Genomic DNA, 20,527 nt, shown 5'->3' with positions numbered 1-20,527 from the left:
CCGCGCCGCGGGGTCAGATGCGCCGAGGCGGAGCGGTGCTCTCGCGCACGATGAGCTCGGTGCCGACCAGCGGCGTCTGCGCGCGCTCTCCGCCGTCGAGCTCGACGAGCAGCGCGTCCACGGCGAGTGCGCCGACCCTCTCGGGATGCTGCTGCACGGTGGTCAAGGGCGGCCACAGCTGCGCGGCGTCCGGCAGGCCGTCGAAACCGACCACACTGACGTCGGCCGGAATGTCGCGTCCGGCCTCGCGGAACGCACGCACGACGCCGATCGCCATCTGGTCGTTCGCGGCGAAGACCGCGGTGACCCGGTCGTCGTCGCGCAACCGGAGACCGGCCTGGTAGCCGGATTCGGCCGTCCAGTCTCCCTGCAGCGGCTCGGGCGCGACGACCCCGCGGGCTTCGAGCGTCCGCTGCCAGGACTCGCGACGGCGCTCGGCGGAGTACGACTTCGCCGGACCCGCCACGTGCCAGACGGTCTCGTGACCGAGGTCGAGCAGATGCTCGGTCGCGAGCCGCGCGCCCTCTGCCTGGTCGGTGTCGACGAAGGGGTGAGTCGATCCCCTGTTCGAATCGACCAGCACGACGGGCAGCCCGTCGGGGATCTCGACCTCGGCCTCATCGAGCTGGTGCGCCTCGATCACGATGATGATGCCGTCGACCGCGTGCTCCTCGAGACGACGGAAGGCGCCTGCCACGGTGTCGCGAGCGCTGGACTCCACGGGGATCAGCGTCAGTGCGTACCCCATCTGCGAGGCCCGCACCGCGATCGCGTCGAGTGTGCGTTGATTGCCGTAGGAGCTGAAGGAGAACATGATCACGCCGATCGCGCGGAACCGGCCCGACCGCAGTGCGCGGGCGGCGCTGTTCGGCCGATAGCCCAGCCGCTGCATGGCGTCTTCGACGCGAGACCTGGTGGCGGCGCCGACGTAGCCTCGCGCATTCACAACCCGTGAGACGGTCTGCCCGGAGACTCCGGCCTCGCGCGCCACGTCCTCCATGGAGGGGTCTCGCCGCCGCTGCGGCGGCTCTGCCGACTGTTCCGAGGTCACGAGCACTCATCCATTCATGTGTTGACGTTGACACACTAGCAGCGCATCGAATATGTTGACGTTGACACACGGCGCAGTGAGCGCCCGATCTCTAAGAAGGTTCTCGTCAATGACGACTCAAGATTCCGCAGCCCTGGCGGACCACGGCATCCGCCGGCGTGAAAAGCGCGACTGGAAGGGATGGGCCTTCGTCGGCCCGTTCATGGTCGTGTTCGCCCTCGTGTTCCTCACACCGCTCGCCTACGCGCTGTACCTCAGCTTCTTCCAGGAGAAGCTGATCGGCGGCACCGCGTTCGTCGGGCTCGACAACTACGTGCGCGCCCTCACCGACCCCCAGTTCTGGGAGGCGTTCGGCCGCGTCGTGCTGTTCCTCGTCGTGCAGGTGCCGATCATGCTGATCCTGGCCCTCGCTGCGGCCCTGGCACTCGACAGCGCACGACTGCGCGGAGCATCGTTCTTCCGCATCCTCATCTTCCTCCCCTACGCCGTGCCCGCCGTCGTCGCGGTGCTCATGTGGGGCTACATCTACGGCGATCAGTTCGGTCTGACGTCCAACTTCAACGACCTGCTCGGCAGCGACCTGATCACCCCGTTCGCACGGGAGTGGATCCTGGTCTCGATCGGCAACATCGTGACGTGGCAGTTCGTCGGCTACAACATGCTGATCTTCTACTCCTCGCTCAAGACGATCCCCACAGACATGTACGAGGCGGCGTCGCTCGACGGAGCAGGCGCGTGGCGCACGATCTTCTCGATCAAGATCCCGTCGGTGCGCGGCGCACTCGTGATCGCGACGATCTTCTCGATCATCGGCAGCTTCCAGCTCTTCAACGAACCCAACATCCTGCGACCCCTGGCACCGAACGTGATCACGACGTACTTCACACCGAACATGTACGCGTACAACCTCTCGTTCGCCGGGCAGCAGTTCAACTACGCCGCGACGATCGCCATCATCATGGGCGTCATCACCGCAGTGATCGCCTACGTCGTGCAACTGCGCGGCTCGAAGTCGGAGGTGCGCTGACATGGCACTCCCCCTCGCCCGTCCCTCGCAGAAGCGCCACGATCTGCTCAATCCGCGCAAGTCGAAGATCCTGCTCATCGTCATGGTGATGTACGCGCTGTACACACTCGTGCCGCTCGTCTGGCTGCTGTTCAGCTCGACCAAGACCCAGGCGGGTCTGTTCAGCTCGTTCGGGCTGTGGTTCTCCGACGACTTCGCGTTCTTCGACAACCTCGTCGCGACCTTCTCGTACCAGGACGGCATCTTCCTGCGCTGGCTCGGCAACACGCTGCTGTATGTGGTCGTCGGAGCCGGCGGCGCGACCCTGCTGGCGACCATGGCGGGCTACGGACTCGCGAAGTACCGGTTCCCCGGTCGCCGAGCGGTGTTCGCCGTCGTGCTCGGGGCGGTCGCCGTTCCCGGCACCGCGCTCGCCGTGCCGACTTTCCTGCTCTTCAGCGAGCTGGGGCTCACCAACACCCCGTGGGCCGTCATCATCCCCTCGCTCATCAGCCCGTTCGGCCTGTACCTGATCTGGGTCTTCGCTTCGGATTCGGTACCGACCGAGCTGCTCGAGGCGGCGCGCATCGACGGCGCCGGCGAGTTCCGCACCTTCTTCACGATCTCGATGCGACTGCTCGCACCCGGAATCGTGACGGTCACGCTCTTCACGGTGGTCGCGACCTGGAACAACTACTTCCTGCCGCTGATCATGCTGTCCGACCCCGACTGGTACCCGCTCACCGTCGGGCTCAACCAGTGGAGCAACCAGGCGATCGGTGCAGGGTCTCAGCCGATCTACAACCTCGTGATCATGGGCTCGCTCCTCACCATCATCCCGATCGTCATCGCCTTCCTGCTGCTGCAGAGGTTCTGGCAGTCGGGTCTCACCGCCGGAAGCGTCAAGCAGTAGCTCACGGCATCCCTCCGCACCGCACACGTCGGTCCGATGAAGGACCGCACCCCCGAAAGGACACAGCAATGAAGCACCTTCCCTCACCCGCCGCACGGCGCACCCTCGCGGTGCTCGCGGCCGGAACCGTGGCAGCGCTGGCGCTGGCCGGCTGCAGCACCGGCGACACCGGCTCGGGCGGCGCTGCCGGCGACGGCTCGTTCGACTCCGTCGAGGCCGCTCTCGAGAAGGGCGGCGAGATCACGTACTGGTCGTGGACGCCCTCTGCCGAGGCCCAGGTCGAGGCCTTCGAGAAGGAGTACCCGAACGTGAAGGTGAACGTAGTCAACGCGGGCACCAACAACGAGGAGTACACCAAGCTGCAGAACGCGATCAAGGCAGGCTCCGGCGCCCCCGACGTCGTGCAGATCGAGTACTACGCCTTCCCCCAGTTCGCACTCACCGACGCGTTCGTCGACCTCTCGCAGTACGGCTTCGCCGACTTCGAGGACGACTACACGGCCTCGACGTGGAACTCCGTCACCGACGGCGACGCGATCTACGGACTGCCGCAGGACTCCGGCCCCATGGCGCTGTTCTACAACAAGGCCGTGTTCGACGCCGCAGGCGTCGCGGTGCCCACCACGTGGGACGAGTACTACGAGGCGGCCAAGGCGATCCACGCCGCGAACCCTGACGCGTACATCACGAACGACACCGGCGACGCCGGATTCGCGACCTCGATGATCTGGCAGGCCGGCGGCAAGCCGTTCGAGACGTCCGGCACGGATGTCACGATCGACCTGCAGGACGAGGGCTCGAAGAAGTGGACCGAGAACTGGAACCGCCTCGTCGAGGAGGACCTGCTCGCCCCCTACGGCAGCTGGAGCGACGAGTGGTTCCGCGCCCTCGGCGACGGCAGCCTCGCGACCCTCGTGATCGGCGCCTGGATGCCCGGCAACCTCATCACCGGGGCTCCCGACGGAGCCGGCGACTGGCGCGTCGCGCCGATGCCGACCTACGACGGAACCCCGGCGACGGCGGAGAACGGCGGAGGCGGCCAGGCCGTCACGACGCAGAGCAAGAACCCGGAGCTGGCTGCCGGCTTCCTGTGGTGGCTGAACAACTCGGAGGACAGCATCTCGACCTTCCTCGAGTCGGGCGGCTTCCCGTCGACCACCGCTGAGCTCTCGAGCGAGGAGTTCCTCGCCGACGCCCCCGAGTACTTCGGCGGCCAGAAGATCAACGAGGTCCTCGCCGCGGCGGCCGACGAGGTCGTCGAAGGCTGGAGCTACCTGCCCTACCAGGTCTACGGCAACAGCATCTTCGGCGACACCGTGGGCCAGTCGTACCAGAACGGCACCGATCTGAACGAGGGTCTCGTGACCTGGCAGGACGCGCTGGTCGAGTACGGCAACTCCCAGGGCTTCGCCGTCAACAAGTAATCGCACGTCCGGGCCGGACGGGGACCCGATCTCCGTCCGGCCCTCCCATCGAAAGCACCACATCGTGACTTCCTTCTCCATCGGCGAGACCGACTTCCTCCGCGCGGGGCTCCCCCACCAGGTGATCGCCGGCGCCATCCACTACTTCCGGGTGCACCCCGACCAGTGGCAGGACCGCATCCGCAAGGCCCGCCTGATGGGGCTCAACACGATCGAGACGTACGTGGCCTGGAACGCTCACGAACCCCGCCGGGGCGAGTGGGATGCCACGGGATGGAACGACCTCGGGCGCTTCCTCGATCTGATCCAGGCCGAGGGCATGGACGCGATCGTCCGCCCCGGACCCTACATCTGCGCCGAATGGCACAACGGCGGTCTGCCGAACTGGCTCACCGCGGGCGAGCGCGAGCTGCGCTCCTCCGAACCCACCTACCTGGCCGACGTGAGCGAGTACCTACGTCGGGTCTACGAGATCGTCGCTCCGCGGCAGATCGATCGCGGCGGCTCGGTCGTGCTCGTGCAGATCGAGAACGAGTACGGCGCCTACGGCTCCGACAAGGCCTATCTCGAGGCCCTCGTCGCGCTGACGCGTGAGGCAGGCATCACAGTGCCCCTCACCACCGTCGACCAGCCCACCGATCAGATGCTCGCAGACGGCAGCCTTCCCGAGCTGCACAAGACCGGTTCGTTCGGCTCGCGCAGCGCCGAACGTCTCGCGACTCTGCGCACCCATCAGCCCACGGGCCCGCTCATGTGCTCGGAGTTCTGGGACGGCTGGTTCGACTGGTGGGGCGGGGTGCATCACACGACCGACGTCGCAGCGGCCGCCGCCGACCTCGATGAACTGCTCGCTGCCGGCGCGTCGGTCAACATCTACATGTTCCACGGCGGCACGAACTTCGGCCTCACGAACGGCGCCAATCATAAGGGGCGCTACCTGCCGATCGTCACGTCGTACGACTACGACGCGCCCCTCGACGAAGCAGGAAACCCGACAGAGAAGTTCTTCGCGTTCCGCGACGTCATCGCGAAGTACGCGCCCGTGCCCGAAGAGCTCCCGCTCCCCGCAGAACCCGCGCCCGTCTTCTCCGTGCCGCTGAGCCCGGCGGGCGCGTGGACGGATGCTGCGGCGAGCGCGCCCGCCTCCGCAGCACCCGTCACGTTCGATGAGCTGGAGCACCTGAGCGCCCTGGTCCGCTACGACGTCTCCCTGCCTGATGGTCAGGGCGGTCGGCTGGTGCTCGACGAGGTGCGCGACCTCGCGTGGGTCGGTGTGGACGGCCAGCCCGTCGGCATGCTCTCGCGCACGCGGCACGATCGCGCGCTGCGCATTCCGGCCGGCCGGACCCTCAGCATCCTCGTCGAAGACCAGGGGCGCGTGAACTACGACCATCGGCTCGGCGAGCAGAAGGGGCTGATCAGCACGCCTGAGCTCGACGGCCTGCCGCTGACCGGTTGGCATTCGACACCGCTCGACGTCGCCGAGATCGCCGCAGCGATCGCATCCCGCGGCTCGGGGTCGTCCATCTCAGCCGGGAGCGCGCCGTCGGCCTGGGTCGGCGAGTTCGCCCTCGACTCCGCGTCGGACCTGTTCCTCGACACCGATGCCTGGGGCAAGGGCTACGCGTTCGTGAACGGGTTCTTCCTGGGCCGCTACTGGCGCAATGGCCCGCAGCGCACTCTGTTCGTGCCCGCACCGGCCACGAATGCCGGCACCAACACGGTCGTCGTGCTCGAGCTCGAGCATGTGCTCGCGCCGACGGCCGACTGCGTCTCGGCGCTGGCGCTCGGCGACACGGAGGAATAGAGCTCGGCGGCAGACGTGCGCGCACTACCGTGAGTCTGTGCCGCGCCGAAAGTTCTCCACCCCCACGCCCGCTGCGCGCGCTCGCCATGCGAAGCGACGCCGGGGTCGCGTGGCCCGGGCAGACAACGACCTCACCAGCGAGCAGTGGGCTTCGCTGCGGGAGGTATGGGGAGGATGCGCCTATTGCGGAGCGGGCGACATCGCCCTGCAGCGCGATTGCGTGATGCCGATATCTCGGGGCGGCCGCTACACCCTGGAGAACGTGGTTCCGGCGTGCGGTTCATGCAATGCGAGCAAACGCAACGACGAGGTCACGTCGTGGCTTCGTCGCAAGCGCCTCGACGAACGCACCTTCCTCACCCGATACGACGAGATCCTGGTGACTCTGCGTCAGGCGGAGTGAGCCGCGCTCATGCGAGCGGCACCAGCGTGGCGTCGATCCGTCGAGCATCGATCGTGACCGACATCATCGTGCACACCGGCTGACGGCGCCGATCGGTCGGCGAGCCCGGGTTGAGCAGCCGCATCCCCGAAGGGGCGACGGTGTCCCAGGGAATGTGGGAGTGCCCGAAGATCAACAGATCCACCCCGGGGAAGGCCGCGTCCATCCGCTCCTCGCGCTTCTGCGCCTGCCCCGTCTCGTGGATGACGGCCACCTCGACCTGCTCGACCGTCAATCGAGCGATCTCGGGCAGGCGTTCGCGCAGGTCCGGGCCGTCGTTGTTGCCGTACACGCCGTGCATCACCGGCGAGCGGGACTCGAGCAGGTCCAGCGTCGCGAGGTCGACCCAGTCGCCCGCGTGGATGACGATGTCGGCGTCATCGACCGCTCGCAGCACCGCGTCGGGAAGACGCTTCGCCCTCTTCGGCACATGGGTGTCCGCGATCAGCAGCAGTCTCGTCGTCACGGTTCTCCTCGTCTCGCGTAGGCCTCGGCATGCGCCTCCGACTCTACGCAGGCGCGGGTGACGGACGTCACGCGTACCCAGCAAACGTTCAGGAAGGCGTAGGATCTCTCGGTGCCTTGGTATACCGGGCCCTGGATCTAAGGAGCAGCATGAGTACGACCACAGCCCCCGCGAATCCGCGCTCGCGCGTCATCACGGCGAGCCTGGTAGGCACCACGATCGAGTTCTACGACTTCTACGCCTATGCGACAGCTGCCGTCCTCGTCTTCCCCGTCCTCTTCTTCCCCACGGGCAACGACACCACCTCACTGCTGTCGTCGTTCGCGGTGTTCGGTGCGGCCATGGTGGCTCGCCCCATCGGCGCGGTGATCTTCGGCCACTTCGGCGACAAGTTCGGCCGCAAGGCGACACTCGTGGCGTCGTTGCTCACGATGGGCATCGCGACGTTCATCATCGGGCTGCTCCCCACGTTCCAGCAGATCGGCTGGTGGGCGGCTCTGCTGCTGCTCATCCTGCGCCTCGCTCAGGGCTTCGCGCTCGGTGGCGAGTGGTCGGGCGCCGCGCTGGTGGCCACCGAGAACGCACCCCAGGGCAAGCGCGCCTGGTACGGCACCTTCCCGCAGCTGGGAGCTCCGCTCGGGTTCATCATCGCCAACTTCCTCTTCCTCGCCATCAACTGGCTGCTGCCGCACTCCGAGAACCCCGCCCTGAAGTCCGAGGCCTTCCTGTCGTGGGGCTGGCGCATCCCGTTCCTCTTCTCGGCCGTCATGGTCATCATCGGCCTGTGGGTCAGGCTCAAGCTGGTCGAATCCGACACCTTCAAGAAGGCCGAGAAGAAGGGCGCGATCCGCAAGCTTCCCCTCGCGACCGTGTTCCGTCACCACTGGAAGCAGTTGATCCTCGGCACGTTCATCATGCTGGCGACCTATGTGCTCTTCTACCTGATGACGAACTTCACCCTCGCATACGGCACGAAGCCGGCCACGCTCGAGACGGCATCCGCTGCCGCGCAGGCCGCCGCAGAGGCGACGGGCAAGGACTTCGACGCGTCGGCCTTCGCTGCGCAGTTCTATCCGGGTCTCGGATTCGCCTACACCGACTTCGTGCTCATGCAGATCGTCGGCGTCGTCTTCTTCGGCATCTTCACCCTGCTCTCGGGTCCCATCGCCGACACGATCGGTCGTCGCAAGCTGCTGCTGTGGGTCACCGGGCTCATCATCGTGTTCGGCTTCACGTTCAACGCGTTCCTGCTGCCTGCGATGGACCCGAAGTTCACGGGCGCACTCGCCCAGGCGTTCCTCGTGTTCGGGTTCATGCTCATGGGCGCGACATTCGGCCCGATGGGAGCGCTGCTCCCCGAGCTGTTCCCGACGAACGTGCGGTACACGGGTTCCGCGATCTCGTACAACGTGTCGTCGATCCTCGGCGCGGCCGTGGCTCCGCTGATCGCACTGTGGCTCTGGGAGCTCGGAGACGGCGCCCCCTGGCTCGTCGGTCTCTACCTGTCGGCGATGGGCGTGCTGACCTTCATCGCGCTCCTGCTCTCGAAGGAGACGAAGGACAACGACTACGAATCCGACCTCGGAGTCGCGGCAGCCGTCGAACTCTGACACGTCTTCTCAGACGAAGGGCGGCACCTCCTCGGGAGGTGCCGCCCTTCGTCGCATCTGTTCAGTAGGAGGCGAAGACCGCGCGCTCCGCACCGTCGAGCACCATCGTCCCCCCGTAGGGAACGATCCACTGCGGCCGCGTGTGGCCGAAAGGCACTCCGACGCAGACCACGGCATCGGGGTTGTACCGCGAGATCGTCTCGATCACGGCGTCTCGCTGCGCCGCGCGCAGCGCGTCGGCTTCGGCCCGCGACGGCAGGAACTCGAAGTCGCTCACCGGCGGACGCGCGACGACCACGCCCGCGACGGCGTCGAGAAGCCCGCGCTCCCCCAGCCCGCGCAGCCAGCGTGACACCCAGGTCGCCGGCGGTCGCTCCTCGCTGGTCTCGAGCAGCAGGATCCCGCCGCGCAGGTCGTAAGTCGTGGGCAGCCGGTCTGCGAGCGCCAGCGCATCGATGCTCTCGAGACATCCGCCCCACGTGCGTCCCTCGACGCGCGATGCCGGCCCGGCCCAGGCCCACTCATCGGTCGCGTTCCGGTCGCCGTATTCGGTGAGCGCGAGCGGGTCTGTCCAGCGCCGTCCCACGTCCTCCGACTCGCCTGGCTCGGTGATCTCGACCGTGCCGCCGTCGAGCAGCGCCGCGCGCAGTGAGCGCAGATGCACGTCGTCGACCGCCGGTCCAGGCCCCAGGTGCACTGCCGTGGACCCTCCGTAGTAGCCGCGGATGCCGAGCCCCCACAGCCAGTTGAGGATGTTGGTGTTGTCGCTGTAGCCCAGGAACGGCTTGGGATCGGCCTGAGCGAGTGCGGCGTCGAGGTGCGGCACCACCAGGATCTGATCGTCGCCCCCGATCGTCGCGAGGATCGCGCGGATGCCGGGGTCGGCGAAGGCCGCATTGACGTCGGCGGCCCGGGCTTCGGCACTCGCGTCGAGCTGCCGAGTGGTCGGATACTCGACCGGGATCAGTCCGGTCAGCTGCTCGAGTCGTCGGAGAGCCTGCTCATGGATCTCGGGGGCGACCGCAGGAGCAGCGAAGGCGGGCGACAGGACGGCGACTCGGTCGCCGGGGACGGGTTTCGATGCAGACAGCATCGATCCAGTCTGGCATCGCACACGCTGCGAAAGCCGTCAATTTGTGTTGACATTCTCCGCCGCGTCAACGAATATTGACGCAGGAGGTTCACGATGACCATGAAGACCGCGATCGCCCAGGATGACGGCGGCGAGCCGCTGTCCGAACTCCACCGCCTTGCCGCCCTGCGCAGTGAACTGGCCCGCGCGGAGGAGACCCAGGTGCGACGCGCGCGCAATCTCGGGTACTCGTGGCAGGCGATCGCGAGCTCACTCGGCGTCTCGAAGCAGGCGGCGCACCGCCGATTCGGCAAGCACTGAAACGCATACAGCCCATCCACAGAATCCGTCCTCGCACGAAGTACGGTCGAACTACCCCCTTTCAGAACGAGGTTCCGCATGTCCAGCACGGCGACATCACGCCGACGCGGACGCGGCGCGCAGTACGACGGTCCGCGCGCCACCTTCCGCCAGCTCCTCCCCTTCCTCTTCGAGCACAAGCGCACGCTCATCGTCGTCGCGGTGCTCAGCGTGTTCGGCGCGGCCACGTCACTCGCCCAACCGCTGCTGGTCGGGCAGCTCATCGAAGCCGTGCAGTCCGATCAGGGACTCGGTTTCCTGGTGTGGGTCCTGGTCGGCCTCGTGATCGTGTCGTCGATCATCTCCGGCTACCAGCACTACCTGCTGCAGCGCACCGGCACTGCGGTCGTGTACTCGAGCCGACGCAAGCTGATCTCACGCATCCTGCACCTGCCGATCAGCGAGTTCGATGCCCGCCGCACCGGCGACCTGGTCTCACGTGTCGGCACCGACACCACCCTGCTCTACGCCGTGCTCACGCAGGGACTGGCGGATGCCGTCGGCAGTGCGATCCTCTTCCTCGGCGCGCTCATCGCGATGCTCGTGATCGACCCCGTGCTGCTGCTGCTCATCGTCGTCGTGATCGGCGCCTCGGTCGTCGTGGTCACCGCGCTCAGCGGTCGTATCCGCACCGCATCGACCGCCCAGCAGGAGAAGGTCGGCGAGCTCGCCTCGGGCGTCGAGCGCGCCGTCGGCTCGATCCGCACCGTACGCGCCTCCGGGGCGACCGAACGCGAGACCGAGACGGTGTCGGCCCTCGCCTCCGAGGCCTACGGCATCGGCGTGCGCATCGCCAAGATCTCGTCCCTCGTGGTTCCGATCGCGGGCGTCGCCCTGCAGGTCTCGCTGCTCGTCGTGCTGGGCGTCGGCGGCCTCAGGGTCGCCGCGGGCACGATCACGATCGCGTCGCTGATCACGTTCATCCTGTTCCTGTTCATGCTCGTGATGCCGCTCGCGACCACGTTCGGCGCCATCACCTCGGTGAACCAGGCGCTCGGCGCCCTCGGTCGCATCCAGGAGGTGCTGAACCTGCCTATCGAGACCCAGCACGATGACGAGATCGCCGCGTCCTTCCCGCGCGACGCGGCGGACCCTCTCGCTCCGGCGATCGAGTTCCGCGACGTGCGCTTCCGCTACCCCGAGAACGTGGTCGCCGCCCGACTGGCCGCCGCGAAGGAGGCGCAGACCCTGCTCGCCGATGCGCATCTCGAACCGACGGACGACTCATCCGCGCCCGCCGAGCGCGATGTCCTCCGCGGAGTCTCGTTCGCCGTGCCCCGCGGCGCACGCGTCGCGCTGGTCGGCCCCAGCGGCGCCGGCAAGAGCACGATCCTCTCGCTCGTCGAGCGCTTCTACGACCCGACGGGCGGATCCATCCGCCTCTACGGCCACGACTCGCGCACCTACCCGCGCGACGAGCTGCGCGCGCAGTTCGGCTACGTCGAGCAAGACGCGCCCACGCTCGCCGGCACGCTCGGCGACAATCTGCGTCTCGCCTCTCCGGACGCCTCGGACGCTGCGTGCGAGCAGGTGCTGCGCGCCGTGAACCTGGGCGACGTGCTCGAGCGCGACCCGCTGGGGCTCGAGGCACCCGTCGGCGAGGACGGCGTGATGCTCTCGGGCGGAGAGCGGCAGCGACTGGCGATCGCCCGTGCGCTGCTCACCGATGCGCCGATCCTGCTGCTCGACGAGTCGACCTCTTCTCTCGACGGTGTCAACGAGCAGCGCATGCGCGAAGCGATCGACGCGGTGTCGACCGATCGCACGCTCATCGTGATCGCCCACCGGCTGTCGACCGTCGTCGACAGCGATCTCATCGTGGTGCTGCAGGACGGCGCCGTCGTCGGTCAGGGCACGCATGCCGAGCTGATCGAGTCGACGCCGCTCTACCGCGATCTGGCGCGGCACCAGCTGCTCGCCTAGCAGTCAACAGGCGCTCGGACGTGCGCGAAGGCGGGATGTCAGAGACCACTCAGCCATGGGTTCGTCTCAGCCATCCCGCCTTCGCGGTCTGGGGGTAGGGGATCTGCGAAATAGAGCGCCGGCTCCCCCGAACCGGCGCCCGGTCTGTCAGGCCTTGTCGAGTCGGTAGCGCAGCGACGCGAGCTCAGCGCGCAGCGCCGCCGGAACCTTCGCTCCGAACGTGTCGTAGAACTCCTCGGTGAGGTCGGCCTCGGTCTTCCAGGCTTCGGTGTCGACCGAGAACAGCTCCTCGAGGTCGGCCTCCGGAACGTCGATGCCGTCGAGATTGAGGTCCTCGACCCTCGGCAGGCGACCGATCGGGCTGTCGACGGTCGAGACCTCGCCTGCGACGCGACGGATGATCCAGTCGACGACACGCGAGTTGTCGCCGAATCCGGGCCACAGGAACCGGCCGTCAGCGCCGCGACGGAACCAGTTGACCTGGAAGATGCGGGGGGCGCGGTCGAAGCGCAGACCCCGCCCGACCTTCAGCCAGTGGCCGAAGTAGTCAGCCATGTTGTAACCGCAGAACGGGAGCATCGCGAAGGGGTCACGGCGCAGCTCGCCGACCGTGCCCTCGGCTGCGGCTGTGCGCTCGGACGAGATGTTGGATCCGAGGAACACACCGTGCGTCCAGTCCGTGGCCTCGACCACGAGCGGCACGTTGGTCGCGCGGCGTCCTCCGAACAGGATGACGTCGAGCGGCACCGCCTCCTCCCAGTCCTCCGAGATCTGCGGGCACTGGGCGGCCGAGACCGTGAAGCGCGAGTTGGGGTGCGCGGCGGGGCGCCCGGAATCGGGTGTCCATGCGTTGCCCTCCCAGTCGGTGAGGTGAGCCGGAGCCTGATCGGTCAGTCCCTCCCACCACACGTCTCCATCGGGGCGGAGCGCGACGTTCGTGAAGATCGTGTTGCCCCACAGGGTCTCGACGGCGGTGACGTTGGTCGACTCGCCGGTGCCGGGTGCGACACCGAAGAACCCGGCCTCGGGATTGATCGCCCAGAGGCGACCGTCCTCGCCCGGGCGGATCCACGCGATGTCGTCGCCGAGAGTCTCGACGCGCCACCCCGGAATGGTCGGGCGCAGCATCGCGAGGTTCGTCTTGCCGCACGCCGACGGGAACGCCGCGGCCACGTGGTAGGCCTTGCCCGCCGGATCGATCACGCGGATGAGCAGCATGTGCTCGGCCAGCCAGCCCTCGTCACGGGCGATGACCGAGGCGATGCGCAGGGCGAAGCACTTCTTCGCGAGGATCGCGTTTCCGCCGTACCCGGAGCCGAAGGAGTACACCTCGAGGGTCTCAGGGAAGTGCACGATGTACTTGTCGTCGTTGCACGGCCACTCGACATCGGGCTCTCCGGCGGCGAGCGGTGCGCCGACCGAGTGCACGGTCTTGACCCAGGGTGCACCCTCGGCGATCTGGCGGGTGACCGCATCGCCGACGCGCGTCATGATGCCGATGGATGCCACGGCGTAGGCGCTGTCGGTGACCTGGACGCCGATGTGCGAGAGCGGCCCGCCGACCCGCCCCATGGAGAACGGCACGACGAACATCGTGCGGCCCCGCATCGAGCCCTCGAAGATCTCGGTCATCTTCTCGCGCATCTGCGCAGGAGGCGCCCAGTTGTTGGTCGGACCGGCATCCTCCTCGTTCTCCGACGAGATGAAGGTGCGTCCCTCTGTGCGCGCGACGTCGCTGGGGTGCGAGCGGGCGAGGTACGACCCGGGACGCCACTCGGGGTTGAGCTTGATGAGCTTGCCCTCGTCGACGAGCCCTCGCAGCAGCCAGTCGTTCTCGGCGCGCGAGCCGTCGACCCAGTGGATCGACGCCGGCTGCGTGAGAGCGGCGATCTCGTCGACCCATGCCGCGAGCTCTGCCATCGCAGGGGTGTCATACGTCGGAGCCGTCCCGAAGGTGCGCACAGGTGCGACTGATGATGCTCGGGGGGTGAAGACTTCGGCGATCGCCATGACTACTCCTTTGAAGTGAGGGGCGTTTCCTCCATCTTCTTCCGGTTGCCCCTCGACTTTCGGCCATTTCGTTCGATAAGAATCACGATTCTTTAGCTAGAATCAAGGAATGGCTCCTTCCGGCATCCACCTCGCGACCCTCGGCCACCGCATCAGGCACCACCGACTCGAGAAGGGCTTCACACTCGATGAGCTGGGCGCGCTCGTCGGCGTCGCCGGTTCGCAGCTGAGCCTGATCGAGAACGGCAAGCGCGAGCCGAAGCTCTCGCTGCTGCAGGCCATCGCGCTGGCCACGGGCACCGAGGTCACCGATCTCATCTCCGGCGAGCCGCCGAACCGACGCGCCGCCCTCGAGATCGAACTCGAACGCGCGCAGGAGAGCCCGGTGTTCCGCCAGCTCGGCATCGCCCCCGTGCGCGTCACGAAAGGGATGAGCGACGAGACCATCGAGTCGATGCTCGGGCTGCACCGCGAGCTGCAGCGACGGGAACGAGAGGCGATCGCGACCCCCGAAGAGGCCAGACGGGCGAACACCGAGCTGCGCCTGCGGATGCGCGCGCAGAACAACTACCTCCCCGAGATCGAGAGGCTCGCCGAGAAGCAGCTGCGGTCGGCCGGGCACGTGCAGGGAGCACTCACGCACCGCACAGTGAGCATCATGGCCGAGAAGCTCGGTTTCGAGCTGATCTACGTCAACGACCTGCCGCACTCGACCCGCTCGGTCACCGACCTCGAGAACGGGCGGATCTACCTGCCGCCGGCGTCGATCCCCGGAGGCCACGGCCTGCGGTCCATGGCGCTCCAGGCCATGGCGCACCGTCTGCTCGGGCACACTCCCCCGACCGACTACGCCGACTTCCTGCAGCAACGACTCGAGATCAATTACTTCGCCGCCTCCTGCCTGATGCCCGAGACGGCCTCGGTCGCGTTCCTGCAGCAGGCGAAGAAGGATCGCAACCTCGCGGTCGAGGACTTCCGAGATGCGTTCGGCGTCACCCACGAGGCGGCCGGAATGCGCATGACCAACCTGCTCACGCAGCACGTGGGCATGTCACTGCATTTCCTCCGCGTCGACGCCACCGGCGCGATCACCCGCGTCTACGAGAACGACGATCTGCCCCTGCCGATGGACGTGACGGGCGCTGTCGAGGGCCAGCGGGTGTGCCGCAAGTTCCAGGCGCGGGCCGCCTTCACACAGCAGAACCGCACCAACGAACATCACCAGTACACCGACACGCCCTCTGGCACGTTCTGGTGCTCGACGCAGACCGGCGCCTCGACCGACGGCGAGTTCTCGATCACGGTCGGCGTGCCCTTCGATGACGCCCGCTGGTGGCGCGGCCGCGAGACCGCCGACCGGGCGGTCTCGACCTGCCCGGATGAGGCATGCTGCCGCCGCCCCTCTGCCGACCTCACAGACCGATGGAACGGAAAGGCCTGGCCGAGCGCCCGCGTGCACACGCACATGTTCTCGCCGCTCCCCCGCGGTGCGTTCCCCGGCGTCGACGACAACGAGGTCTACAACTTCCTCGGGCGACACGCGAGCGAGTGATCCGACGCCTGATCGGCCGCTCAGCCGTCGAGGAAGCGTGAGAACCGCGCGAGAGCGTGTGACACAGCGCGCTCGTCCACCGGGTGCGATCCGGTCACCGGCTCGAAGAGCTCTGCCGGTGAGCCCAGTGAGGCGCTCGCGTGCGTCCAGCATCCGATCACCCGACCGTCGGCGACGATCGTCGCCCGCACCATGCCGTTCTTGCCCGGCCCGACCAGCGCGAGATGTTCAGGAGCGCAGACCGCCGTGCGGTCGGCGTACGAGATGTAGTACTCGTCGAAGGAGCCGAGCGCGAGCACAGCCGCTGCGGATGACGAGCGTCGTGGTCGCGCGTTCGAGACGAACACGCCCTCTTCGATCTCGGTCACCCTTTCCGCGGCTCGGTCCCGCGCTTCTCGGGACTGACCGAGCGTGAGACCCGACCACCAGGCGAAGTCGGCGACCGCGGCTGGTCCGTGCCCGTCGACGTAGCGCACGAAGAGCTCGGCCAGTGGGTCGTCGGGCACCGCATGCTCACGGATGTGCCGGTCGACCAACACGAAGCACTGTTCCCGACTCACCCCCTCACGGGCGACGACCGGCCCCTGACAGATCAGGCCGTCGAGGGTCAGTTCACTCAGCAGGTGGATTCCGCGCTGCCCGCTCGGGTCGATGCCGACACCGGAGAAGACGTCGAACATCTCGGTGCGCGTGAGACCGCCGTCCCTCAGCCGCGGCACCACAGCAGCCACGGCTGCGTCGACCATCACCCCGTCGATCCCGAGATCACGTCGCCTGCCTGCCGCCTGCTGGCGCTGCCGGTCGCCGGTCACCGACAGCACCCAGCGCAGATCGCGGGCGGGGATGATGTGCAGGGTGCCGCGCATGGTCCACGCCCGCACCAGGTCTCCCGCGTCGAAGGCACGATCGACCAGCCGCAGCGTCGGCTCGTGGCGTGTGCGCGCAGCGAGCGCCCACCGTCCCGCGACGAAATCCTGGCTCTGCACCGCGAGCATGTGGGCCGCGGCATCGGCCACCGAGCGCGCGGGGGCCGTGAGCCGATGCGAGCGCTGCCGCTCGGACAGCAGGGATGCGGACTTCATGACCTCATCATGCCGGGTATGACCGACAGCGCTCTCACCCGTGCAGTGTCACCTCTCGGCGCTCCGGGAGCACGATCGGATGCGAGCCGGCCATGACCTCGAGCACGCGGATCACCTGGCACGAGTATCCGTATTCGTTGTCGTACCAGACGTACAGCACGACGTCGCGGTCGTTCGCGATCGTCGCGAGGCCATCGACGATGCCGGCGCGATGCGAGCCGACGAAGTCCGTCGACACGACCTCCGGGCTCTCGACGTAGTCGATCTGCTGGCGCAGCTTCGAGTGCAGCGAGACGCGTCGCAGATAGTCGTTCAGCTCGTCCTTGACCGCCGGCCGCTCGAGGCTGAGGTGCAGCACGGCGAGTGACACGTCGGGGGTCGGCACGCGGATCGCGGATCCGGTGAGCTTGCCCTCGAGCTCGGGCAGCGCTCGTGCCACGGCCTTCGCCGCGCCCGTCTCGGTGATCACCATGTTCAGCACGGCCGAGCGACCTCGACGGTCGCCGCTGTGGAAGTTGTCGATCAGGTTCTGATCGTTGGTGAACGAGTGCACCGTCTCGACGTGCCCCCGCACGATGCCGTACGCCTCTTCGACCGCCTTGAGCACCGGGGTGATCGCGTTCGTGGTGCACGACGCAGCGGTGATGATGCGGTCGTCGGGCTGGATCGTGTCGTCGTTGATGCCGTGCACGATGTTCTTCAGCGTCCCCTTGCCGGGGGCGGTCAACAGCACGCGCGCGACACCGGCGGATTCGAGGTGGCGGCTGAGACCGGCCTCGTCGCGCCAGCGCCCGGTGTTGTCGACGACGATCGCGTCGTGGATGTCGTATGCCGTGTAGTCGATCGTCGAGGGGTCGTCGGAGTAGATGACCTGGATGCGACTGCCGTTCGCGATGATCTGCTCCGCCTCCTCGTCCACCGTGACGGAGCCGGCGAAGCGGCCGTGCACCGAGTCGCGCAGCAGCAGCGAGGCGCGCTTGACGAGGTCGTTCTCCGAGCCGCGGCGCACGACGATCGCCCGCAACCGCAGACCGCTGCCACCGCCGTCGTGCGCGATGAGGATGCGGGCGAGCAGCCGCCCGATGCGCCCGAAGCCGTAGAGCACGACATCGGTGGGCGCCGCGGCGATCGCGCCGACCGCCGGTGCGAGGGCTGCGGTCAGATAGGCATCGAGAGGCAGGTCGCTCTCGGCGTGACCTGCCGCCAGGCGTGCGAGATCGAGCGACGAGGCACCGGGAGCGAGCCGGTGAACGCCCTCGAGCACTGCGAGGGTCTCATCGACGGCGAGCTGTTCGTGCCCGAGCTGTGCCACCCTGTCGTGCACCTCGACGATGCCCGTGGCGGAGAGCCCGAGCAGGCGGTGGCCGTGAAGAGAGGTGACGACGTCTCGTTCGCGCTTGAGCGCGCCGATGAGCGGGATCATCCGCTCGGCCAGCTCTTCTCTCGCCGTCCAGTCGTCGTGGGGTGCGGCGGTTACGTTCATCTGCGTCCTTGCATGTGTGAGCGCGCCGAGGTCGCCGGCGCGCGAGATTGCCGGGTGAGCTTCGGGGGATGCTCCCAGGGTACGCGCCGCGTCACGGGGTTCTGAAATCGCGGCTTCACGGACGCCGTTCACCTGCGCGACAGGGAATCCTGCGAGTATGCGACGCGTTGTGCCCGGTGGGCATGCCCCGCGTCGAAAGGCTCCAGATGACCTCCCCCTCCCGCCCATCGCCGTGGCCCCCGCTGCTGGTCGCGATCGTCCTCGAGGTCACGGCCACACTGTCGCTGCGCGCCGCCGAAGGCTTCACTCATCCGCTGTGGCTCATTCCGGTGGTCGTCGGCTACACCGGCTCGCTCTGGCTGCTGTCGATCGTGCTGGATCGCGGGATGCCGGTGGGCGTGGCCTACGGCATCTGGGCGGCGATCGGCGTGGTGCTCACCGCAGTGATGGGCACGGTGCTCTTCGATGAGCTGCTCGGGTCGGTGCAGATCATCGGCATCGGTGCCATCGTGCTCGGCGTGCTGCTCGTCGAGCTCGGATCGCACAAGCGCGAGGCGCCTGCGGAGGTCGGAGCATGACGTGGGCGCTCCTCGCCCTCGCGATCGCGAGCGAGGTGACCGCGACGCTCAGCCTGCGCGCGTCGGAAGGCCTCAGGCGGCGGAGGTGGATCCCCATGATCGTCGTCGGCTACCTCGCCGCCTTCTCGCTGCTCGGAGCGATCCTCGCCATGGGCATGCCAGTGGGCGTCGCCTACGGGGTGTGGTCGGCGGCCGGTGTCGCGATCACGGCGATCCTCGGCCGCGTGATCTTCAAGGACCATTTCTCGGTGCTGATGGCGCTCGGCGTCGCCCTGATCGCGCTGGGCGTCGTGCTGATCGAATTCGGAGGCGCGCACTGACACTCGGTCGGAATCGCGCCGAGAACGTCTGTCGACCGCGCACGTCGCCCAGCCACCGCAGCCTCAGAAGCCGACGCACATCGCGGTGACACCGGCAGCCATCGCCCACGACTCGACCGCGAGCAGGCGGGCAGTCCGCGAGCGCGGACTCCGCGCGCGCATGCACTCGGTGACGAGCGTCCAGAGCACCAGGCCGACGACGCCGACCACCACGAGTGCCGAGAGCAGCCCGTCGAGCCCATGCCCGCCGTGCCCGCGAGCACCGACCGCCGACGCTTCGCCCGTCGACAGGCTCTCGAACGCACACGCGGCCATCACGAGCGATACGAGCGCTCGGTGACAGCACGACGCCGCAGACGGGGTGCCACGCACACCGACGGTGCCGAGCATCGCCGACAGCAGCAGCACGACGCCGAGCATCAGACCGGTCATCGCGTCGCCGTCGGCGACCGCCATCACGACCATGGTCGCCGCCATGATCAACGCGGTCTGCCTTCCCTGCCAGGGCACCGCACGCCAGGCGCCCACGCAGGCCACGGCCGAGATGACGGCGGCGAGCGCCATCAGCCACGATGCTGCGGGGGCGATGTGATCCACGACTCGGATTATATTGATCACTCGCTCAAAATAGCTAGACCCGCATGCGATACGGCAGGATGGGCGGGTGCCCCGTGTCGTCGACCACGATGAGCGCCGCCGGCAGATCGCCGAGGCGCTGCTCGCCGTGGCCGCCCGCGACGGCCACGAGGCTGTGTCGTCTCGCGCGGTGGCGAAAGAGCTCGGCGTCGCGACGGGATCACTCTGGCACTACTTCGACGGATTCGATGACGTGATCCGCGCCGCCGCGGCCGAGATCACCCGCCGCACCGACGAGCGGATCCGATCGGTGACCACGGGGCTGCGTGGGCTGAACAGACTCGACGCCCTGATGCGCGAGGTCCTTCCCGTCGAGGCGGAGACGCGCACCGAGGCGTACGTGGTCGTCGGATTCTGGGGACGCCTCGCGACGCTCGCCTCCTCCCCCGACGCCGGGTCACCCACGTTGGCGACCTGGCAGGACGGCATCAGCGAGGCCCTCGATGAAGCGGTCGCCGACGGCGAGCTGACGGCCGAAACACCCAAGCAGGCGGTGATGTCGCTGCTCCGCTCGATCACCTACGGCCAGCAGGTCCTCGAGGTCACCGAGCCTCGGGGCGCCGAGGCCCACCTCGCGGTGCTCGACAGCATCCTCTCGCCCTGGCGCGCCTGAACCCGCGCTCTGAACCCCGCGCTCTGCACTCGCATCCACTCCGGTCTTCTCGCAGAGGCGATCCCTCGTGCACTCTTGTGCGCCCCGCCGCACCGTCGTACCATCGACCCAATCCGTTTATTGAGCGATCGCTCGAAATAGTGAGGTACGCCGATGTCCCACCCCCAGCCCGTCTCCAT

19 protein-coding genes are annotated in these 20,527 nt (G+C 67.8%); 12 read left to right on the top strand and 7 right to left on the bottom strand.

The window, feature by feature from the left end; translation table 11 throughout:
* Positions 1 to 13: 13 nt before the first annotated feature.
* On the bottom strand, positions 14 to 1,051 hold the full coding sequence (locus QMA07_RS09730) for a LacI family DNA-binding transcriptional regulator (protein WP_356762636.1): 1,038 nt from the start codon (positions 1,049 to 1,051) through the stop codon (positions 14 to 16).
* A gap of 109 nt (positions 1,052 to 1,160) precedes the next feature.
* Here QMA07_RS09730 and QMA07_RS09725 point away from each other — a divergent pair, with 109 nt between their 5' ends.
* The 5 genes from QMA07_RS09725 to QMA07_RS09705 all read left to right on the top strand — a co-directional run bounded on the left by QMA07_RS09725 (position 1,161) and on the right by QMA07_RS09705 (position 6,604).
* Positions 1,161 to 2,078, top strand: coding sequence for a sugar ABC transporter permease (locus tag QMA07_RS09725; RefSeq protein WP_290161377.1), 918 nt, complete (start codon positions 1,161 to 1,163; stop codon positions 2,076 to 2,078).
* Between the two features lies 1 nt (position 2,079).
* Positions 2,080 to 2,970 carry a carbohydrate ABC transporter permease gene (locus QMA07_RS09720; protein WP_290161376.1) on the top strand — a complete coding sequence of 297 codons (891 nt, stop codon included), beginning with the start codon at positions 2,080 to 2,082 and terminating at the stop codon, positions 2,968 to 2,970.
* A gap of 68 nt (positions 2,971 to 3,038) precedes the next feature.
* Positions 3,039 to 4,394 carry a sugar ABC transporter substrate-binding protein gene (locus QMA07_RS09715; RefSeq protein ID WP_290161375.1) on the top strand — a complete coding sequence of 452 codons (1,356 nt, stop codon included), beginning with the start codon at positions 3,039 to 3,041 and terminating at the stop codon, positions 4,392 to 4,394.
* A 64-nt stretch (positions 4,395 to 4,458) separates the two neighbouring features.
* On the top strand, positions 4,459 to 6,201 hold the full coding sequence (locus tag QMA07_RS09710) for a beta-galactosidase family protein (protein ID WP_290161374.1): 1,743 nt from the start codon (positions 4,459 to 4,461) through the stop codon (positions 6,199 to 6,201).
* Positions 6,202 to 6,238: 37 nt separating this feature from the next.
* Complete coding sequence (locus tag QMA07_RS09705) at positions 6,239 to 6,604, top strand: HNH endonuclease signature motif containing protein (RefSeq protein WP_290161373.1); 366 nt, start codon at positions 6,239 to 6,241, stop codon at positions 6,602 to 6,604.
* Between the two features lie 7 nt (positions 6,605 to 6,611).
* Here the strand turns inward: QMA07_RS09705 and QMA07_RS09700 are convergent, their stop codons facing one another.
* Positions 6,612 to 7,109: a metallophosphoesterase gene (locus QMA07_RS09700; RefSeq protein WP_290161372.1), complete on the bottom strand. Its 498-nt coding sequence runs from the start codon at positions 7,107 to 7,109 to the stop codon at positions 6,612 to 6,614.
* Positions 7,110 to 7,258: 149 nt separating this feature from the next.
* On the opposite strand from QMA07_RS09700, the gene QMA07_RS09695 reads away from it, so the two are divergent.
* Complete coding sequence (locus QMA07_RS09695) at positions 7,259 to 8,719, top strand: MFS transporter (RefSeq protein ID WP_290161371.1); 1,461 nt, start codon at positions 7,259 to 7,261, stop codon at positions 8,717 to 8,719.
* Positions 8,720 to 8,780: 61 nt separating this feature from the next.
* On the opposite strand, the gene QMA07_RS09690 is transcribed toward QMA07_RS09695, so the two are convergent.
* Complete coding sequence (locus QMA07_RS09690) at positions 8,781 to 9,812, bottom strand: S66 peptidase family protein (RefSeq protein ID WP_290161370.1); 1,032 nt, start codon at positions 9,810 to 9,812, stop codon at positions 8,781 to 8,783.
* Positions 9,813 to 9,905: 93 nt separating this feature from the next.
* Here QMA07_RS09690 and QMA07_RS09685 point away from each other — a divergent pair, with 93 nt between their 5' ends.
* Positions 9,906 to 10,112: a transcriptional regulator gene (locus QMA07_RS09685; RefSeq protein WP_079112468.1), complete on the top strand. Its 207-nt coding sequence runs from the start codon at positions 9,906 to 9,908 to the stop codon at positions 10,110 to 10,112.
* A 78-nt stretch (positions 10,113 to 10,190) separates the two neighbouring features.
* A complete protein-coding gene (locus QMA07_RS09680) occupies positions 10,191 to 12,074 on the top strand; it encodes an ABC transporter ATP-binding protein (RefSeq protein ID WP_290161369.1) in 1,884 nt (627 codons plus the stop codon).
* Positions 12,075 to 12,221: 147 nt separating this feature from the next.
* On the opposite strand, the gene QMA07_RS09675 is transcribed toward QMA07_RS09680, so the two are convergent.
* The gene (locus QMA07_RS09675; protein WP_290161368.1) at positions 12,222 to 14,084 is read right to left on the bottom strand and encodes a phosphoenolpyruvate carboxykinase (GTP); all 1,863 of its coding nucleotides are present in this window, start codon (positions 14,082 to 14,084) and stop codon (positions 12,222 to 12,224) included.
* Between the two features lie 109 nt (positions 14,085 to 14,193).
* Between QMA07_RS09675 and QMA07_RS09670 the strand changes: the two genes are divergently transcribed.
* Positions 14,194 to 15,636, top strand: a complete 1,443-nt coding sequence (locus QMA07_RS09670; protein ID WP_290161367.1) for an XRE family transcriptional regulator — start codon at positions 14,194 to 14,196, stop codon at positions 15,634 to 15,636.
* A 20-nt stretch (positions 15,637 to 15,656) separates the two neighbouring features.
* Here the strand turns inward: QMA07_RS09670 and QMA07_RS09665 are convergent, their stop codons facing one another.
* Both QMA07_RS09665 and QMA07_RS09660 read right to left on the bottom strand, forming a co-directional pair.
* Positions 15,657 to 16,718, bottom strand: coding sequence for a winged helix DNA-binding domain-containing protein (locus tag QMA07_RS09665; protein ID WP_290161366.1), 1,062 nt, complete (start codon positions 16,716 to 16,718; stop codon positions 15,657 to 15,659).
* Between the two features lie 34 nt (positions 16,719 to 16,752).
* Positions 16,753 to 18,201, bottom strand: coding sequence for a glyceraldehyde-3-phosphate dehydrogenase (locus QMA07_RS09660; protein WP_290161365.1), 1,449 nt, complete (start codon positions 18,199 to 18,201; stop codon positions 16,753 to 16,755).
* 206 nt (positions 18,202 to 18,407) lie between these two features.
* Between QMA07_RS09660 and QMA07_RS09655 the strand changes: the two genes are divergently transcribed.
* Positions 18,408 to 18,779, top strand: a complete 372-nt coding sequence (locus QMA07_RS09655; protein WP_290161364.1) for a multidrug efflux SMR transporter — start codon at positions 18,408 to 18,410, stop codon at positions 18,777 to 18,779.
* A complete protein-coding gene (locus tag QMA07_RS09650) occupies positions 18,776 to 19,099 on the top strand; it encodes an SMR family transporter (protein ID WP_290161363.1) in 324 nt (107 codons plus the stop codon). Before QMA07_RS09655 ends, QMA07_RS09650 begins: the two co-directional genes overlap by 4 nt.
* 63 nt (positions 19,100 to 19,162) lie before the next feature.
* On the opposite strand, the gene QMA07_RS09645 is transcribed toward QMA07_RS09650, so the two are convergent.
* Positions 19,163 to 19,696 carry a hypothetical protein gene (locus tag QMA07_RS09645; RefSeq protein WP_290161362.1) on the bottom strand — a complete coding sequence of 178 codons (534 nt, stop codon included), beginning with the start codon at positions 19,694 to 19,696 and terminating at the stop codon, positions 19,163 to 19,165.
* Between the two features lie 67 nt (positions 19,697 to 19,763).
* Between QMA07_RS09645 and QMA07_RS09640 the strand changes: the two genes are divergently transcribed.
* Positions 19,764 to 20,348, top strand: coding sequence for a TetR/AcrR family transcriptional regulator (locus QMA07_RS09640; protein WP_290161361.1), 585 nt, complete (start codon positions 19,764 to 19,766; stop codon positions 20,346 to 20,348).
* Positions 20,349 to 20,527 lie beyond the last annotated feature (179 nt).

Origin of the sequence: Microbacterium sp. APC 3901 (assembly GCF_030407765.1) — a bacterium.
Lineage (GTDB): Bacteria > Actinomycetota > Actinomycetes > Actinomycetales > Microbacteriaceae > Microbacterium.
The sequence above is the reverse complement of the archived record's forward strand: the minus strand, read 5'-3'. Positions and strand labels throughout refer to the sequence as shown.

Excerpts from the sequence above, each read along its gene's own strand:
- QMA07_RS09725 (WP_290161377.1), top strand. The coding sequence starts at position 1,161 with ATGACGACTCAAGATTCCGCAGCCCTGGCGGACCACGGCATCCGCCGG.
- QMA07_RS09720 (WP_290161376.1), top strand. The coding sequence starts at position 2,080 with ATGGCACTCCCCCTCGCCCGTCCCTCGCAGAAGCGCCACGATCTGCTC.
- QMA07_RS09715 (WP_290161375.1), top strand. The coding sequence starts at position 3,039 with ATGAAGCACCTTCCCTCACCCGCCGCACGGCGCACCCTCGCGGTGCTC.
- QMA07_RS09695 (WP_290161371.1), top strand. The coding sequence starts at position 7,259 with ATGAGTACGACCACAGCCCCCGCGAATCCGCGCTCGCGCGTCATCACG.
- QMA07_RS09690 (WP_290161370.1), bottom strand. The coding sequence starts at position 9,812 with ATGCTGTCTGCATCGAAACCCGTCCCCGGCGACCGAGTCGCCGTCCTG.
- QMA07_RS09685 (WP_079112468.1), top strand. The coding sequence starts at position 9,906 with ATGACCATGAAGACCGCGATCGCCCAGGATGACGGCGGCGAGCCGCTG.
- QMA07_RS09680 (WP_290161369.1), top strand. The coding sequence starts at position 10,191 with ATGTCCAGCACGGCGACATCACGCCGACGCGGACGCGGCGCGCAGTAC.
- QMA07_RS09675 (WP_290161368.1), bottom strand. The coding sequence starts at position 14,084 with ATGGCGATCGCCGAAGTCTTCACCCCCCGAGCATCATCAGTCGCACCT.
- QMA07_RS09670 (WP_290161367.1), top strand. The coding sequence starts at position 14,194 with ATGGCTCCTTCCGGCATCCACCTCGCGACCCTCGGCCACCGCATCAGG.
- QMA07_RS09665 (WP_290161366.1), bottom strand. The coding sequence starts at position 16,718 with ATGAAGTCCGCATCCCTGCTGTCCGAGCGGCAGCGCTCGCATCGGCTC.
- QMA07_RS09660 (WP_290161365.1), bottom strand. The coding sequence starts at position 18,201 with ATGAACGTAACCGCCGCACCCCACGACGACTGGACGGCGAGAGAAGAG.
- QMA07_RS09655 (WP_290161364.1), top strand. The coding sequence starts at position 18,408 with ATGACCTCCCCCTCCCGCCCATCGCCGTGGCCCCCGCTGCTGGTCGCG.
- QMA07_RS09650 (WP_290161363.1), top strand. The coding sequence starts at position 18,776 with ATGACGTGGGCGCTCCTCGCCCTCGCGATCGCGAGCGAGGTGACCGCG.